11 protein-coding genes are annotated in these 15,850 nt (G+C 69.1%); 3 read left to right on the top strand and 8 right to left on the bottom strand.

Annotation, left to right across the window (positions count from 1 at the left end):
* Window positions 1-143 precede the first annotated feature (143 nt).
* A complete protein-coding gene (locus G9C85_RS08910) occupies window positions 144-2,594 on the top strand; it encodes a PQQ-binding-like beta-propeller repeat protein (RefSeq protein WP_166039117.1) in 2,451 nt (816 codons plus the stop codon).
* A gap of 15 nt (window positions 2,595-2,609) precedes the next feature.
* On the opposite strand, the gene G9C85_RS08905 is transcribed toward G9C85_RS08910, so the two are convergent.
* Entirely contained in the window at window positions 2,610-3,713 is a 1,104-nt protein-coding gene (locus G9C85_RS08905; RefSeq protein WP_166039115.1) for an aminopeptidase, read from the bottom strand.
* A gap of 188 nt (window positions 3,714-3,901) precedes the next feature.
* Between G9C85_RS08905 and G9C85_RS08900 the strand changes: the two genes are divergently transcribed.
* Entirely contained in the window at window positions 3,902-5,062 is a 1,161-nt protein-coding gene (locus G9C85_RS08900; protein ID WP_166039114.1) for a pyridoxal phosphate-dependent aminotransferase, read from the top strand.
* 94 nt (window positions 5,063-5,156) lie between these two features.
* Here the strand turns inward: G9C85_RS08900 and G9C85_RS08895 are convergent, their stop codons facing one another.
* From G9C85_RS08895 to G9C85_RS08880, 4 genes are all read right to left on the bottom strand, one after another.
* Window positions 5,157-6,368, bottom strand: a complete 1,212-nt coding sequence (locus tag G9C85_RS08895) for a hypothetical protein (protein ID WP_166039112.1) — start codon at window positions 6,366-6,368, stop codon at window positions 5,157-5,159.
* A gap of 332 nt (window positions 6,369-6,700) precedes the next feature.
* Window positions 6,701-8,680: a phenylalanine--tRNA ligase beta subunit-related protein gene (locus G9C85_RS08890; RefSeq protein WP_166039110.1), complete on the bottom strand. Its 1,980-nt coding sequence runs from the start codon at window positions 8,678-8,680 to the stop codon at window positions 6,701-6,703.
* Complete coding sequence (locus tag G9C85_RS08885; protein ID WP_166039108.1) at window positions 8,680-10,182, bottom strand: phenylalanine--tRNA ligase subunit alpha; 1,503 nt, start codon at window positions 10,180-10,182, stop codon at window positions 8,680-8,682. The genes G9C85_RS08890 and G9C85_RS08885 overlap by 1 nt, the downstream gene beginning before the upstream one ends.
* 347 nt (window positions 10,183-10,529) lie before the next feature.
* The gene (locus tag G9C85_RS08880; protein WP_166039105.1) at window positions 10,530-11,036 is read right to left on the bottom strand and encodes a hypothetical protein; all 507 of its coding nucleotides are present in this window, start codon (window positions 11,034-11,036) and stop codon (window positions 10,530-10,532) included.
* A gap of 164 nt (window positions 11,037-11,200) precedes the next feature.
* Here G9C85_RS08880 and G9C85_RS08875 point away from each other — a divergent pair, with 164 nt between their 5' ends.
* The gene (locus G9C85_RS08875) at window positions 11,201-11,872 is read left to right on the top strand and encodes a trans-aconitate 2-methyltransferase (protein ID WP_166039103.1); all 672 of its coding nucleotides are present in this window, start codon (window positions 11,201-11,203) and stop codon (window positions 11,870-11,872) included.
* An 81-nt stretch (window positions 11,873-11,953) separates the two neighbouring features.
* Here G9C85_RS08875 and G9C85_RS08870 read toward each other — a convergent pair whose 3' ends face one another.
* The 3 genes from G9C85_RS08870 to G9C85_RS08860 form a co-directional block, all read right to left on the bottom strand.
* Window positions 11,954-13,561: a tryptophan--tRNA ligase gene (locus G9C85_RS08870; RefSeq protein ID WP_166039101.1), complete on the bottom strand. Its 1,608-nt coding sequence runs from the start codon at window positions 13,559-13,561 to the stop codon at window positions 11,954-11,956.
* Window positions 13,562-13,666: 105 nt separating this feature from the next.
* On the bottom strand, window positions 13,667-14,782 hold the full coding sequence (locus tag G9C85_RS08865; protein ID WP_166039099.1) for a tRNA-intron lyase: 1,116 nt from the start codon (window positions 14,780-14,782) through the stop codon (window positions 13,667-13,669).
* Window positions 14,783-15,029: 247 nt separating this feature from the next.
* On the bottom strand, window positions 15,030-15,770 hold the full coding sequence (locus tag G9C85_RS08860; RefSeq protein ID WP_166039097.1) for an endonuclease NucS domain-containing protein: 741 nt from the start codon (window positions 15,768-15,770) through the stop codon (window positions 15,030-15,032).
* Window positions 15,771-15,850 lie beyond the last annotated feature (80 nt).

The following is a 15,850-nucleotide window of genomic DNA, read 5'->3' as shown; positions in this document are numbered from 1 at the left end:
GGTTCGCTGGTGGGCGTGTTCGACCGAAACTACCGTTTGGTAGTCTGTAACATGCCTATCGCTTCGAGTAGGTTCGTGGACACGACGCCGGAAGGCCGGAACTATCTGGTGTACCTATGTTCGCAGTCGTGGTGATGGTTGGCATGACCAGCGAAGGTTCTGGTTCGGGGAGCATCGAACGGCGGCTCCTCCTTCGGACGCTGGGCGCAGGTGCACTCGCCGCAGTCGGCGGCCACGCCGCCGCTGGCAGCGAGCGAGGAAAGTACGAGAACGACCAACGCCGGCGAGACGACGCACGGGCGCGCTGCGTCGTCGACGACTTCCAGGACGGCGACCTCTCGGAGTACGTCGCCAGGGACGGCCCGAAGGCCAACTGGCGGGTCGCGTCGTTCCGCAACGGCCGCGTCCTCCAGTTCCAGGGCGGCGACGGCGCCGACCTCCAGTCATACAGCGGTCTCGGAACGTATCCGCGCCGCGGCGACCGGTTCTCGTTCAACTTCTACCCGGTCGGCGGCTGGGAGGCCTACGCGATGTTCAGCTTCGGCATCGCCGACCCAGAGAACTTCCAGCGTCGCTACGAGCTCGAGTTCGAACCAGCCGCCAACGAGGTCCGCCTCCAGTACAGCCGCGCCCCCGGCGACGAGGAGACGATCGCCCGAGCGTCCCACGAATTCGAGCGCGGCGAACTGCAGGACGTCGAGGTGGACTGGGCGGCCTCGAGCGACGACCTCGTCGTCTCGGTCACCGACCAGAGCAACGGTCGGACGACGCTCCGCGCTCCCGAACCCGGCGGCGCGCCGACCGGTGGCGGCATCGGGTTCTACGGAACCGGCGACGCCGCGTGGGTGTTCGACTACGTGACGATACTCGATTGCGACGACCGCGGCGACGGCGGCGGCGGAAACGGCGGCAACGGTGGTAACGGCGATGAGGGGGTCGTCGACGACTTCGAGGACGGCGACCTCACCGAGTACGTCGCCAGAGACGGCCCAAAGGCCAACTGGGCGGCTGATGCGCAGGAGCTCCAGTTCCAGGGCGGCGACGGCGCGGACCTCCAGTCCCACGGTGGCCTCCCCAGGTACCCGCGCCGCGGCGACCGCTTCCGGCTCGAATTCGGAACGATGGGGAACTGGGACGGCTACGCGATGTTCAGCTTCGGCATCGCCGACCCAGAGGACTTCCAGCGTCGCTACGAACTCGAGTTCGAACCCGCCGACGACGAGGTCCGCCTCCAGTACAGCCGCAGTCCCGACGACGAGGAGACGATCGCGAGAACGAACGTGGACCTCAACCGCGACTGGTACTACGTGATGACCGTCGACTGGGCCGCGACCGGCGACGAGATCGTCGTCACCGTCGGCACACAGAACCCGTGGGTCGAACTCAGCGCGCCCGAACCAGACGGTGCGCCGACCGACGGCGGGATCGGCTTCTACGGCGCCGGCGACGCCGCCTGGGTGTTCGACGACGTCCGCATCCTCGACCGCACCGGAGGCGATGACGACCGCGACGGCACCGACGACGGCGACGGCGACTGGCCGACCGTCCAGTACGACTTCGCGAACTCGAGCTGGGCGCGAACCGAGACCGGGCCGGACGGAGGCGTGACCGAGGCGTGGTCGACAGGGGTGAGTTTCGAGGAGGCGAATGAACCCGCCGTCGTCGACGGGTCCGTGTACGCGACCGGGAACGGGAACGGTCACGGCCTGTACTCGCTGAACGCGTCGGATGGAACCGTCGAGTGGGTGTACCGCATCGACGACGGCTCCCAGTCCTCGCCCACCGTCGTCGACGGCACCGTCTACGTCGGCGGGAACGACCAGCACGCTCACGCCGTCGATGCCAATGACGGCACGCGCGTCTGGCGAACGGAACTGATCGACTCGTGCTGGGTCGCGCCCGCGGTGGCCCGCGGGGCCGCGTTCTTCGGGAACCTCTACGGTGAGGTTGCGATGCTCGACGCGTCGACGGGCGACGAACTCGGGAACGCGAGCGTCGGGATGATAGTTACGGTCGACCCAGCGGTCGTCGACGGCGTCCTCTACGCCGCGTCAGCCGCCGGTGTTCTCGGCGCGTACGACGTCGCCCCCGCGTACGACGTCGCCGTCGGCGCGAGCAACTGGACTCGGTTCGGCGACGTCGAGGGCGGCATCACCGCGCCGACGGTCGACGACGACACCGTCTACGTCGCGTTCTCCAACGGCGACGCCGCCAGCAGTCAACTGTACGCGCTCGACCGAACGGACGGGAGCGAACGGTGGCGGTTCGACGTCGACCTCCAGGCTTCGCCGGCGGTCACCGACGACAGCGTGTACCTGATGGCCGACGACGGTGTCGTGTACGCACTCGACCGGTCCGACGGGTCAGAGCGATGGAGGAGGACCACGAGCGAAACGACCAACGCCGCACCCACCGTCGCCGACGGCGTCGTATACCTCGGCGCCGACAGCCTCCACGCGTTCGACGCCGACACCGGCAGTGAGCTGTGGACGCACGACACCGACTACGCGGTGGTGGGGGCACCCACGGTCGTCGACGACGTCATCTACGTCGGCTGCACCGACCACATCGTCCGCGCGCTCGTCGCCGACTGAATCGACGGCGACGCCTCAGGCCTCGTCCTCGAACCCGTCTTCGAAACGGAACGTGCCGTTGCGCTGGACGACCTCGCCGTCGACCTCGATGCGCGAGTCCTCGCTCATGTCGACGATCATGTCGACGTGCACGGCGGAGTCGTTCTGTTCGTTCTCGTCGCCGACGGTGGCGTCGTACGCGCGCCCGACCGCCATGTGGACGGTGTCGCCCATCTTCTCGTCGAACAGCATGTTGTACGTGAACTCGGTGATGTCGCGGTTCATCCCGATGCCGAGTTCGCCGAGGTAGCGCGCGCCCTCGTCCGTGTTCAGGACGCCAGTGAGGACGGCCTCGTTCTTCGCCGCCTCGTGCTCGACCACTTGCCCGCCCTCGAAGACGAGGCGGACGTCCGTGATCTCGCGGCCCTGGTGGTAGAGCGGCTTGTCGAACAGTACCTCGCCCTCGACGGAGTCCTTGACCGGTGCGGTGAACACCTCGCCGCCGGGGAGGTTGCGTTCCGCGGTGTCGTTCAGGGTCTCGTTCCCCGCGACGCTCATCGTCACGTCGGTGCTGTCGCCGGAGACGATGCGGACCTCCTCGCCCGCGTCGAGTATCTCCACCATCTGCTGCTGGAACGCACCCTGCTCGTCCCAGTCCTTGTTCACGGCGTCCCAGACGAAGTTCTCGTAGCCCTCCGTGCTCATCTCCGCGAGCTGCGCGAACGAGTCAGTCGGGTACTGCGTGAGCACCCACGTCTTCCCCAGGCGCTCCTCCAGCAGCGGCCGACGCGCCTTGTCGTACGCCATCTGGACGTCGCTGTCGACGTCGCTCGTCTGCGTGACGTTCCCACCCGAGCGGATCGCGACGTAGACGTCCATCTCCTCGAACAGCGCCATCTCGTGACTCGGCAACTCGAAGTCCTCCGGGTCGGCGTTCCGAAGGTACGCGCGCCGGAACCGGTCGCCCATCCGCTGGGATATCGCGAGCGGATTCGCGCCGACGTCCGCGCACGCCTCGAACAGCGCCGTCACGAGGTCGCCCGCGGAGCCGTGCGCGTCGACGACGACGTTGTCCCCGGCTTCGATGCCAGCGGAGTGATTGGCGACGATCTGTGCGTGCTCGCGAACTCGCGGGTCCATGCCTCGGAATCCGAGAGCGTGCCGCAAACACCTTTCCATTCCCGGAACCCCCATCGCGACCGCGTCGAGGACGCCCGGACGAGGAGACAGCTCGCCGACGTACTTCACGAAAAATCACTATACTCCGGCGGGGTCGCTGCCGAACCAGGCCGGGGAACTATTACCCCATCCGCGTCAATTGCTACCGCATGACTACCGATCGACTGCAGGACGTCCCAGGCTTCGACATCGACGAGGTCGCCAACGCTGCGGGCGACGACCCGGAGGTACTGCGCCTCGAGAACCTCGACGTGAACCTCATGTCCGAGCTACTCCCCGAGGAGGTGAAGGAAGCCACGCGCGACGCCGTCGGCACGTTCGACGCGAACAGCTACCTCCCCTTCATCGGGAAGGAGGACCTCCGCGAGGCGGTCGCCGGCCAGACGAACGACCGCTCCGGTCAGGACTACGGGAAGGAGAACGTCGTCATCACCTGTAGCACGGGCGAGAGCGTGCTCGACTCGTTGCTCGCGATGATCGACCCCGGCGACGAGGTCGTCCTCACCGACCCCATCTACGCGGGGATGATAAACCGCACCCGGCTCGCCGGCGGCGAACCGTCGTTCGTCCCCTACGAGAACGCCGGCGACGAGTGGCGGCTCGACGTCGACGCGCTCGAGGAGACGGTGACGGACGACACCGAGGTCCTCCTCCTCGTCAACCCGTCGATGCCGTCCGGCGCGGTCCTGAACCGCGAGGAGTGGGAAACCATCAGCGACCTCTGCCAGAAGCACGACGTCTGGCTGCTGTACAACGCCATCTGGGAGTCCGTCCTCTTCGACGACCTCCCCCTCATCCACCCCGCCTCCCTCGACGGGATGGCCGAACGAACCGTCATCGCGGGCTCCGTCACGAAGTCCTACGGCATGATCGGCTGGCGCGTCGGCTGGATCGTCGGCCCCGAGGAGTTCATGAACGACGCCGCGCGAACCCACATCTACAACACGACGACGCCCGGCGGCATCGGGCAGGCGGGCGCGCTCGCCGCCATCGAGTCCGACTTCGAACCGAACGAGTACGTCCCCGAACTCCAGCGACGGCGCGACACCGTCACCGAACAGCTCCGGGACGTCGGCGTCACCACCGTCCCCTCGAAGGGCGGCTGGATGCAGCTCATGAACGTCGAAGAACTCGGGTACGACTCCTCGACTGCCTCCGACCGCCTGCTCGAGGAGAGCAAGGTCGCGGCCACCCCGATGCGCCACTGGGGCGACGAGAACAGCGACCAGTACGTCCGCATCGTCTTCAGCAACGAACCCGTCGAGAGACTCGAAGAGCTCGGCGAGCGAATCGAGAACGCGCTCCTCTGACCGTCGCGCATCCGCTACCGAGCGACCCCGACGCGGCGCGCTCGTCGTCCCGGGTCCGCCGGACGGACGGCCGACTTCAGTGGTGGCCCGGCCGTTACAGCGGGAGCATCGCTTCGACGTCGTCCGCTTCGACGTCGTCCACTTCGTCGTCGATCGTCTCCAGGTGCGGGCGGAGGAGCTGGGTGATCATCGTGACGAGCGTGTCGTGCTCGCCCTCGCCGACGATCGCCTGCTCCTCGTGGACGCCGTCGGTCTCCTCCTCCAGGAGCGTCCCGAGCATGACGGCTTCGCGGTCGGCCAGCACCAGTCGACCGACGCGGTCGCCGGCGACCGGGATGTTCAACCAGTCCGTGTTGGGCTCCCAGAGCACGACCTCGGGCGCGTTCTCGCGGACGTACGCCCTGATGTCGGGGTCGCGCGTCCCGAGGTAGACGTCGACGCCGCGGTCGGCGGCGTCCCTGATCCGCGTGAGACACCCCGCCTCGAGCAAGTCCGTGTCCGTGAACATGCAGAACAGCTCGTCGTCGGCGCGCTCGCACAGGGACTGCCCGAACGAGACGACCCCCTGGCGTCCCTCGATCTCGCCGATGCCGCTTGGCTCGACCTCGCCCGTGATCGACCCGCGGAACGCCGGTTCGAGGACGGAGTGCATCCACGGCACGGACAGCTCGGGGTGGCCCCGGTACTCGACCGTCCCCGCGTCGGCGTCGTACGCCACCAGTCCCGCGTCGGAGAGCGCCGGGAGGTCGACGTGATGGAGGCCTCCGAGCGCCTGCTCGACGGCCGCGCCAGGGACCTCGGACTCGCTCGTCTCCGCGTCGGCCAGGAGCTCGCGCGCGAGCGTCTCCACGTGAATCCGGCCGAACTGATGGCTGAGCACGTCGAGGACCGCTCGACGACGCGCGTCAGAGATCGCCGCGAGGAAGGTATCGAGCGACTCGGGACTGTCCTCGACGTCGCCCTCGACGACGCCGACGATTCTCGAGTCCTCGAACGCGGGATGATCCGCGAGCGCGAACGCGCCCGCGTCGGCGTCGTGCTCGAGCAGGCCGGCCGCGGATAGCTTCGGGAGGTGCGCGTGACGGAGCGCAGTCTTCGCCTCCCGCTCCGCCGACGCCGTCGCGTCGTCGTCGTCCGCCCGGGCAGCGAGCACGCTAACCGCCTCCTCGACGCCCACCGCGTCGGGCGCCCGATCGAGCGCGAGTTCGAGGACCCGACGGCGCTCGCCGCTCCCCAGGCAGGCGAAGACGTCGTCCAGCAACTCGCGGCGTCCGCCACCATCGTCAGCCTCAGTCAGTTCGTCCATACTGGGAGGAAGCCAGACCGAGGAAAGGGGGTGACGCCTAATCGTTACAACTGGAACGAACCCGTCCCTTCCCAGACGGAACCTGGTAAGCGAAGCGAAGGACTGCCGAGAACGAGGAACGTGTCAGGAGTCGACCGCCGATAGCGGCGGCTTACGGGGGACCGAAGAGAAATCCCCTCCCTTCAGGGCGGGGAGGATGTCAATCGAGCGCCCCGAGGTCGAACTCGAACCCGACCGCCGGTACCTCCAGATCGTACTACGACCATCTTTTACCGGGTCCCTCGCTCCGCTCGGGACCCGCAAAACATGGGTGAAAAAACGCCCCTTCAGGCTTACTCGAGCGCTCCGAGGTCGAACTCGAACCCGACCGCCGGCACCTCCAGATCGTGCTCGACGAGCACGCTCGGGTGGAGTTCGCCGACGACGCCAGCCTCCTCGCCGTCGAGGACGACGCTCGCGGTCCGGCCGTCGATGAACGACGGGTGTGCCGTCGGCGGCGTCTCCAGGTCCGCGTCGAAGTTCCGCGCGAGCGCCTGCAGGCGGCTCTTGGCGTCCTCGTAGGAGGCGTCGGCGCGAGCGAGCACCGCGGCGACGTGGCGTTCCTCGCGGACGCCCGTGGGTTCGTCTGGGTCGACGTGCGCGACCAGGCCGATCTCCGCGAGGTCCTGGGGGTACGCGCGGTGCGTGTTGTTCTCCAGGACCAGCGCGAGACTCGGGAGCGCCCACGACCGCAACTGCTCGTAGTCCTCGCTGTACGGCTCCGTGATCGTCACCGGCGGCGCCGCGCCGAGCGCGTCCGCGTCGGCGGCGCTGTCGGCGGCAGTCAGGTTCATGCGGTCGTAGTTCTCCTCGCTCGCGACCATGTGGAAGTTCAGCAAGTCCTGGAACCCGAGGCCGACGAGCTGGCTACGGACCGCGCGTTCCAGGCGCGAGCGCTCGTGCCGGCCGCCGTTCGTCGACACGTCCGGCGCCTTCGGGTCGAGTTCGTTGAAGCCGTACGCGCGACCGACGTCGTCCACGACGTCCAGCGCGTGGAGGACGTCCACGCGGTACGGCGGCACGTCGACGTCGTAGACGAGGTCGCCCTCGACGGTCGACCCCGCGGGTTCGGCGTCCCCACTCCCGCCGGCTCGGTCCGCGCTCGCCGTCGTCGCCCCCGACCCCTCGATTTCCCCCCGCGGGTCGTCGGGCAGGTCGCTTCCGGTCCCCGCGGCCGCTTCGGGATGCGCCCCGGTCGCCGTATCGACCGGTGCGGCGTCGAGCCCGGCGCGCTCCGCGAGGTCCGCGACCTCGCTCGCGTCCAGCGGGACGCCGAGCACGCGCTCGATGCGGTCGTGCGCGACCCGCTTCTCGTCGAGGGTCAGGTCCGGGCGGACGAGCGTCGCCCCCGGATTCGCGCGGTCGTCCGCGGCGTACACGCCGCTGTCCGGGTACTCGACCTGGACGTCCTCGATCGTCGCCCCACGTGCTTCGAGCGCATAACAGACGACGTTCAGCATCTTGTCGATCGTCCACTGGTCCGTGCCCGTCATCTCCACGAGGAGGTTCCGCGAGTCCGTCGACACCTCCGTCCGGCGACCGTTGATGACCGGCGGGAACGAGAACAGCCCGAGGTCGTCGTAGATCGCCGGATACCGCTCGTACTCGGCGACGAGGTCCGCGTACTCCCGGCCCGTCGCGTGCGATTCGAGGACCTCGGCGGGCGTCAGCTCGCTATCGGAGTCCAGCGGCACGAACGCGTCCTCGTCCGGCTCGACGCCGACGTACGAGATGGACTTGTTCGTCTCCACGACCCGCACGTCGTCGCCGACGTCACCGACGTCCTCCCCGTCGCCGGTCGCATCATCGTCCCGCTCGACTTGCGCTCCCTTCAGCATCGTCAGGTCGTGGATGCCGATGGCGCCCTTCGCGCGCTTGCGACCCATCGTCGCGTGCAGCTTCTCCTGGAGCTGGATGAGCGAATCCAGCGCGTCCTCATCGAGGTCCACGTCCCGAACGACGGCGCCCGTGACGTACGGGCGCTCGTCGGGCACGCTGTCGTCCACCTGGATCGTCCAGTCCGCGTCGTTCGTGTTCGGAACGTAGACGCCGCGGTCGTCGCCGTAGTGGTACCGGAGGCTCCGCGCGACGCCCTCGACGCTGAGACGGTCGAGGCGATCCGGCGCGAACTCGAGTTCGAACGCGCCGTCCTCGGTCTCGCCCTCGAACTCGAGGCCGAGCCCGAACAGGTCGTCCTTGAGCTCCTCGTCCGATTTCTCTTCGTGACCCGTCAGCTCCCGTAGCTCGTCGGGATGCACGTCGACGACGGGCATCAGTACACCACCTCCTCGTCGCGGAGGAACTCGAGGTCGACGAGCGTCCCGTGCACGTCACGGATGTCCTCGAACCCGTGCGTGAGCATCAGCAGGCGCTCCAGCGCGAGCCCCCACGCCATCACGTCACAGTCCACGCCCAGCGGCGACAGGACCTCCTCGCGGAACAGCCCCGAGTTCCCGATCTCGACGACCTCGCCGGTCTCCGGGTGCTCGCCGAACAGCTCGAAGCTCGGCTCCGTGTAGGGATTGTAGTGGGGCTTGAACTCGATGTCCGTGATGCCGAACTGCGCGTAGAACTCCTCGAACGTCCCCATGAGGTCGCGCACGCTGAGGTCTTCGGCCATCACCCAGCCCTCGATCTGGAAGAACTCCAGGAGGTGCGTCGCGTCCAGGGTATCGTTCCGGTACACCTTCTCCACGGAGAAGTACCGCTGGGGCGGTTCCAGGTCGCCGACCGCGTGCCCGGAGAGGTATCGCATGGACAGCGATGTGGTGTGCCCGCGCAGGTCGACGCCGCGCGCCATCTCCTCGCCCCACGGCGAGTGATAGCCGTCGCCGTCCTCGCCGACGCCGTTCCGGTGCGCGTCCTCGACGCGCGCCATGAGCTCTTCGGGGAGGTCCTGCATCGGCGGCACGTCGAGCGCGAACTGGTCCCAGTGCGTGCGAGCGGGATGGTCCTGGGGCATGAACAGGCAGTCGTTGATCCAGAACTCCGCGTCCGCGTGCGGGCCGTCCATCTCCTCGAAACCCATCCCGACGAGGACGTCCTTCACGCGCTCGGCGGTCTGGCGAAGCACGTGCTCCTTCCCGCCGTACTCGACGTCCGCGTCCGCCTCGACGTCGTACTCGGCGAACTCCGCTTCGCGCCACTCGCCCGAGGACAGCAGCTCCGGCGTCACCTGACCGACGGCGTCGGTCGCCTCCACGCCCTCCATGAGCGCGGTGACGCCGTCCTCGGTCAGTTCCACGAACCGGAGCGTGCGCTCTGTCACCTCGACGAGGTTCCGGCGCTCGAGGTTCTCGCGGACGTCGTCGTCGACGGCCTCGCCAGCAGCGACCGCGTCGAGCGCCGCCGCCTCCGGGTCCGCGTCCGGGGCCGCGTCCGCGTCGGCAGTGATCTCGCCGCTCTCGACGACGCCGTACCCCTTCCGGGCGTAGTTCGCGAGCGCGATGTCCACGGCGTCGCCGAGGTCGCTCGCGCCGATGACCTCGCCCATCGGCACCGCCTCGTCGCCGGTCGCACCGGCCGCCTTCGCCGCTCGGTACAATCGGACCTCCGGGAGGCCCGCGTCACGATACCTCTCGCCTTCCGCGGTCAGGGCCACCGACTCCTCGACGCGCTCGGTCACGTCGACGAGCCCGCGCTCGGCCAGGTCGAACGCCGCGCCGACGACGGACTCCGGCGGTTCCCCGGACTCGTCGGCGATCGCGTCGACCGACCGCGGCTCGGTCGCGTCCGCGGTCTCCAGGACCGCGACGTGTGTCGCTTTCAGTTCCATCGATCTTGTGTGCGTATCCGCTACTCGGTCAGTTATCAGTTCCTACTCGCGACGAGAGCGGTTTCGAGCCCGAAGACGACCGCAGGCGCGGTTCCCCGCGATGCGGTCGCACTCGAACGTCCACCGCGCTCACGCCGCTGCGAAGAAGAAGCCGACTCCCGGAGTCGTGGCGTGCTCGTCGACGCTCCCACCGGAGCCGGATGCGGCTACCATACGTCACCGTAGGCACCTGCCACAGATTAAACGTTCCGCTGAAACCCACGCGTTCCGATTCTCGTCCACGTCCACGTCCACGTCCGCTCTCACCGCTCGCTGCACCCGCCGCGTCGCGCTCGAACCGAACGTCGCTACCAGTCGACGTCGAGGTCCCAGTCCGGCGTCGGGTCCTCGGCCTCGGTCTCGAACGCGACCCACTCGAAGCGCGTGTTCGCCGGCGGAACCGCGTACAGCGTGTTCGCGAGGAACGCCGCCGCGTTCTCGTAGGGGATCGAGTCGACCTCCGTGTTCTCGGCGACCACGTCGAAGTCCGCGCGCTCGCGCGTCAACCCGCCCCGGTCGCTCGAGTCGCCCCGGTCGCTCGAGTCGCCCCGCTCGCCCGAGTCCGCCGTCGAACCGGCGTCGTCCCCGTCGTCGTCGGTTCCGGGGTCGTCGGCCGATGCGCCGACGGCCGCCGCGAGCTCCTCGAGCGCGGCGTCGAGCCCCGGGAGCACCGCGTCGTCGTCGTGCTCGCCCGCGACCCCGTCGTTCGATGCCTCGACGTCGACGTCCTCGAGCGCGGCGAGAACCGCGTCGACGTCCCCGGCCGGCGTGTACGATCCCTCCCTGTCGTCGTCTGCAACGGACGTGGTAGCCATTGAATCTACACTTGGCATCCATTCATTTAATGCTTCCAATCGTTTCGCGTGGTAGCCGTCGCCGAATATCCCGTATAGGCGGCAGACGCCGCCGTAGGGTCGGATTACGGCCAATTCCGCGACGGTTCACAAGCACTAAGCCGCGGCCCCTTCCTCCACCCGACATGGGGTTCTCCTGGGAATCGCACTACGAGGACGGCGACTGGGACCGCGGCGCGTACGTCGGCGGCGACGACATGGCCGACCACCTCGACGGGTTCCTCGACCACGCCGCACGCGGCGAGCGCGACCCAGTCGAGTCGCTCGCGAGCGTCGGCTGCGGCCCCGCCGCCGCCGAGTTCGCGGTCGCCGAACGCCGCCCGGACGTCGACGTCCACTGCTACGACGCCGCGCCCGCGGTCGTCGACGCGAACCGCGTGAAAGCCGACGAAGAGGGCCTCGAGAACGTCTCGTTCGACGTCGCTGCCCTCCCCGACACCGGGATCGACCGGACGTTCGACGTCGTCTACTGCATGGCCGTCCTCTACTTCGTCCGCGACGCCACGGCCACGCTCCGCGAACTCTGGCGACTCACCGCCCCCGGCGGCCACCTCGTCCTCACGTACCCGAACCGCAACATGCAATCGTGGGCCCAGGGGCTCGACGAGACCGACCACGACAAGCGCGACGCGTTCTCGCTCGTCGCCGCCGGCGAGAATCTCCTCTCCTACGACCGCATCCACGACGTCCTCGGCGCACACCCGCGGAACTACTGGACCGCCGTCGACGCCGACCCCGACGCCGAGTACGTCCAGCGAACCGGCTCGCCAGCCGTCTACCTCCGCAAGCCAGAGTGACGCTCCGCGAACGGATCGACGGCCGCCCACGGCGCTGGCGACGGGGCGTCCTCGCGCTCGAATCCCGAGTCGAGCGTGCGGCTAGCGCTGCCGGTCCGAATCCAGGTCGATATCGAGGTCCTCGAGGAGCGCCTCGGCCTCCTCGCGCTTCTCCTGGTGCTCCTCGAGGAACTCCTCCATGAGGACCGCGGCCTGCTCCTTGCAGTCCCCGCAGAGACGTTCGCCGCCGACGCACTCCTCGTACACCTCCGTCGCGAACTCGTCGTCGTCGCCCGCGAGCAAGTACGCGTAGAGCTCGTACACCGGGCACTCGTCGGCTCGCCCACCCTTCTCGCGCTGCTCCTCGGCGGTCTCGCGACCGCCGGTCGTCGCGGACTTCACCTTGTCGTAGCCCTCGGCGGGGTCGTCGAGCAGACTGATGTGACTCGCCGGCACCGACGACGACATCTTCCCACCGGTCAGCCCAGTCATGAACCGATGGTAGACCGACGACGGCGGTACGAACCCGTACCCGCCGTGGTCGAGCTCCACCTGGCGCGCGAGCTCCTCCGCCTCGGCGCGATCCAGCTCGAACGAGTCGACGTGGCCCTCGTACACGCGCTTCTCGCCGTCGACGGCCTCGACGAGCGCCTCGAACGCGTCGTCGGTCGCCTGCCGGTCGAAGAACCTGGTCCGGGGTCGCACCGGCTCCATCCCCGCCTCTTCGAGCTTCGCGACCACCGACTCTCGGGCGTCGACCGGCTCCGGTGCGTGCTCGCGCAACCAGTCAGCGGCGTCCTCGCAACGCACCGACTCGTCGCCGTTCCCGCCCTCCTCCACGTCGTCCGCGAGCGCCGCGTACGCCGCCGCGACCAGCTCGCGTTCCGCGTCGTCGCACTCGAAGCTCGCGTACGCCGCCGTGACCTTGAAGTAGCGCATCCGCGTCGCGAGGTCCCGCGCCAGCCTGACGTGCGGGTCCTGATCGGGCCCGACCGGGATCACGGTCGGCTTCGGCTCCTCTAACTGTGGGTAGAGGATGTCCGCCATCTGCGTGACGACGCTCTGCATGTGACTCACGTCCGTCTCGCCGTCGAACCCGTAGATCGCCTGGAACTCAGAGAAGTTCGCCTCCGCACCCAGCTCGAACGCGAGATCCTGGAGCTCGCGGTTGTCGCTCTGCCGGTAGAGCTCACCGTCCTCGGGGTCGAACCCGAGCGCGAGCAGGCTGAGGAGGTAGTCCCGCGAATGCTCGTCGATCTCCGCCCACGTCAACCCCCGGGCGGCGTGCGCCTCGAGGTCCGCGATGAGGCCGTACGCGTCCCCGCCCTGCTCCTGGTGCCAGATGATCTCGTCGAACACGAGCTTGTGCCCGATGTGGGGGTCGCCCGTCGGCATGAACCCAGAGAGCGCCGCGAACGGCTCGCCCTCGCGCATCGCCTCCGCGACCGGCCGATAGTCGCGATGACCGAAGATGACGCCGCGACGCATCAGGTAGTGCGGGTTCGGCACCGACTCGAGGAGCTCGTCGAACTCCTCGATGCCGAACTCCTCGAACAGTTTTCGATAGTCCGCGACCGTCGAGGACCCCCACGGGTCGAGCGCCACGTCGTCCGCACCCGCCGCGGCGGCGTCACCGCCGTCGGTTCGGACCGCTTCCTCCTCGTCCACGCCCGCAGCGGCGTCGGCCGTGGCGTCGGCGTCGTCTGTCATACCCCGCACTCGCCGCGGAACGCGCAAAAAGCGTTCGCTCTCGACACCCGCACTTCGCGGCACGACCGATCCCATGGATCGACGGCCCGCCGAGGCTCCGGACGGTCAGGGCGTGAGTCGCGAGATCGCGAGCCACTCGACGGTCGCACCGTCGTCGCCGGTCGCTGTCTCGTCGCCAGTCGCGGGGCCGTCGCCGGTCGCGTCGACGAGCGCGAACGTCATCGTCTTCTTCACGCCGTTGGCGAGGCGAACGTCGAGCGCGAGGTCCCGCGGCGCGAATGCGTGCTCGCTCGGGAGAACGCGGACGAGGCGTTCGCTGTGCCCGACGTCGTCCGGGCTCTCGAAGTCGGCGTACGTCCGGAAGTCCGCGCCGAACTTGAACCCGGTCTTGGGTGCGACGCCGGCCGCGCGGAGGTCGCGGTACGCCGCCAGGCGACGGTCGTATCGCTCGCCCTCGACGTCGCGGCCGCGGGCGACGACGACGTCCGCTGGCACGTCGAGCGCATCGTTCGCGGCGAGGTGCGCGGCCTCGACGAGCGACACCACGATCGCGCCCGTCCCCGTGTCCCGCCCGGAGAGCGGCGTCCCGTAGAACCCTCGCTCGTAGAGTGCGTCGCCCGCCGGCCCCCAGACGGTTACGCGGTCCGCGAGCAGGTCCGCGGACGCAGACTCGGGGAGCGACGGCGTCACCGTCCCCGAGACCTCGGGCGTCCGCGTCTCCAGGTACGTGATCTCGGACTCCTCGTCGACGACCGCGAGCACGCAGTCGCCGAGCGCGCGCGCCGGCACCGACGTCCGTTCGCCCGACACGCGGACGCGGTACGCGATCTCGCCGTCGCCCGGTCCGCTCCCGCGCGGGAAGACGACGAAGTCGTCGCCCCGCCGACCGCCAGCATCGTCCGCAGTGCCGTCAGTACGTGCGAACGCCGTCCAGTCGGGGTGGGCGGGCGCACAGTAGAACCCGCGCTCGCGGAGGTCCGCGTACACGAGGTACCGGACGGGCAGCGTCGGGTCGTCGCTCGCGCGGACGAACGCGCGGAAGTCCATGCCGTCGACGCTCGCGAGGTCGCCCCTGGCGAGCAAGTGCGCTGCCTCCACGGGCGCGAGCGCGACGTCGTTCCCCTCCAGTGGGTAGCCGTAGCCGCGAGAGTCGTGGAACCGCTGGCGGGCGTCGTGGCCGACGTGCACGACGTCGCCGTCGACGTGCCCCTCGATGTTCATGTTCGGAGGGAGTCGGTGACAGCCGAAAGCGGTGTCGATTGAACTGCCTGCCCAGCATACGGCGACCGCCAGGTCGCCGTTTCCCACGAACTGCCTGCCCAGCATACGGCGACCGCCAGGTCGCCGTTTCCCACGAACTGCCTGCCCAGCATACGGCGACCGCCAGGTCGCCGTTTCCCACGAACTGCCTGCCCAGCATACGCCTCGAGAGTCGGATTCCGCGGTCGGCGATGCCGGCCGCGTCGCGCTACGTTGCGTCGCAGGTGGCGTCCAGGCAGCGGCGGCCGTTCGCGACCGAGAACGCGGGGAGGCCGCAGTCGCAGGTGCCGTCGTGGACGCCGCTCGGGACGTAGAACGCGGTGTCGCAGTCGGGGCGGTGCTCGCACGCGAGGAAGAGCCCGCGTTCGCACTGGACGACGAGGTCGCCGTCGCAGTCCGGGCAGTCGAACGCACGCTCTACGTGTTCGCGGACGCGGTCGTCGAGGCGTTCGCAGTCGCGGTCGACGCAGCAGTCGATGGCCGCGCCGCGCTCGACGCGCATCCGCGGGAGGCCGCAGTCGCAGGTCGCGCCGTAGAGGGTGGCGTCGTCGGGGTAACCGTGGACGGCGTCGCAGTGCACGCACGCGACCGCGCCGCCGGTGTCGACGAGCGCGCCGTCGCACTCCGGACAGTCCCCGACCGGGTCGCCCGCGACCGACACCGGGTACCGGCCGGAGAGTCGCGCGTCGTGGCCGGTGACGCGCAGCCAGTCGTCCGCGCGCTCGTCGTGCGCCGTCACCCTGACCGCGTCCTCGTCGTCGGTCACCGTCACCGCGTCCGCTCGCGTCAGCCACGCGACCGGCTGGTAGCCGTCCTGATCGTGCACGAGCACCGTCCCGTCCGGTTTCGCGAGCACGACCACGCGCCCGCGGAACTCGCGGCGGTCGGTCGCGTCCTCGACGACGGTCGCGTCGCCGGCGTACAGCGTCGCAGTCTCCGTGTTCGCCATACCGCCGCTGGCCGCGGTCTCCTACTTGAACCCTCGCCACCCCTGACTGTGTCGTCCAGTCCAACCGGGCGGCGTCGCGC

This window comes from Halorubellus sp. JP-L1 (assembly GCF_011440375.1).
Classification (GTDB): Archaea; Halobacteriota; Halobacteria; order Halobacteriales; family Natrialbaceae; genus Halorubellus.
The sequence above is the reverse complement of the archived record's forward strand: the minus strand, read 5'-3'. Positions and strand labels throughout refer to the sequence as shown.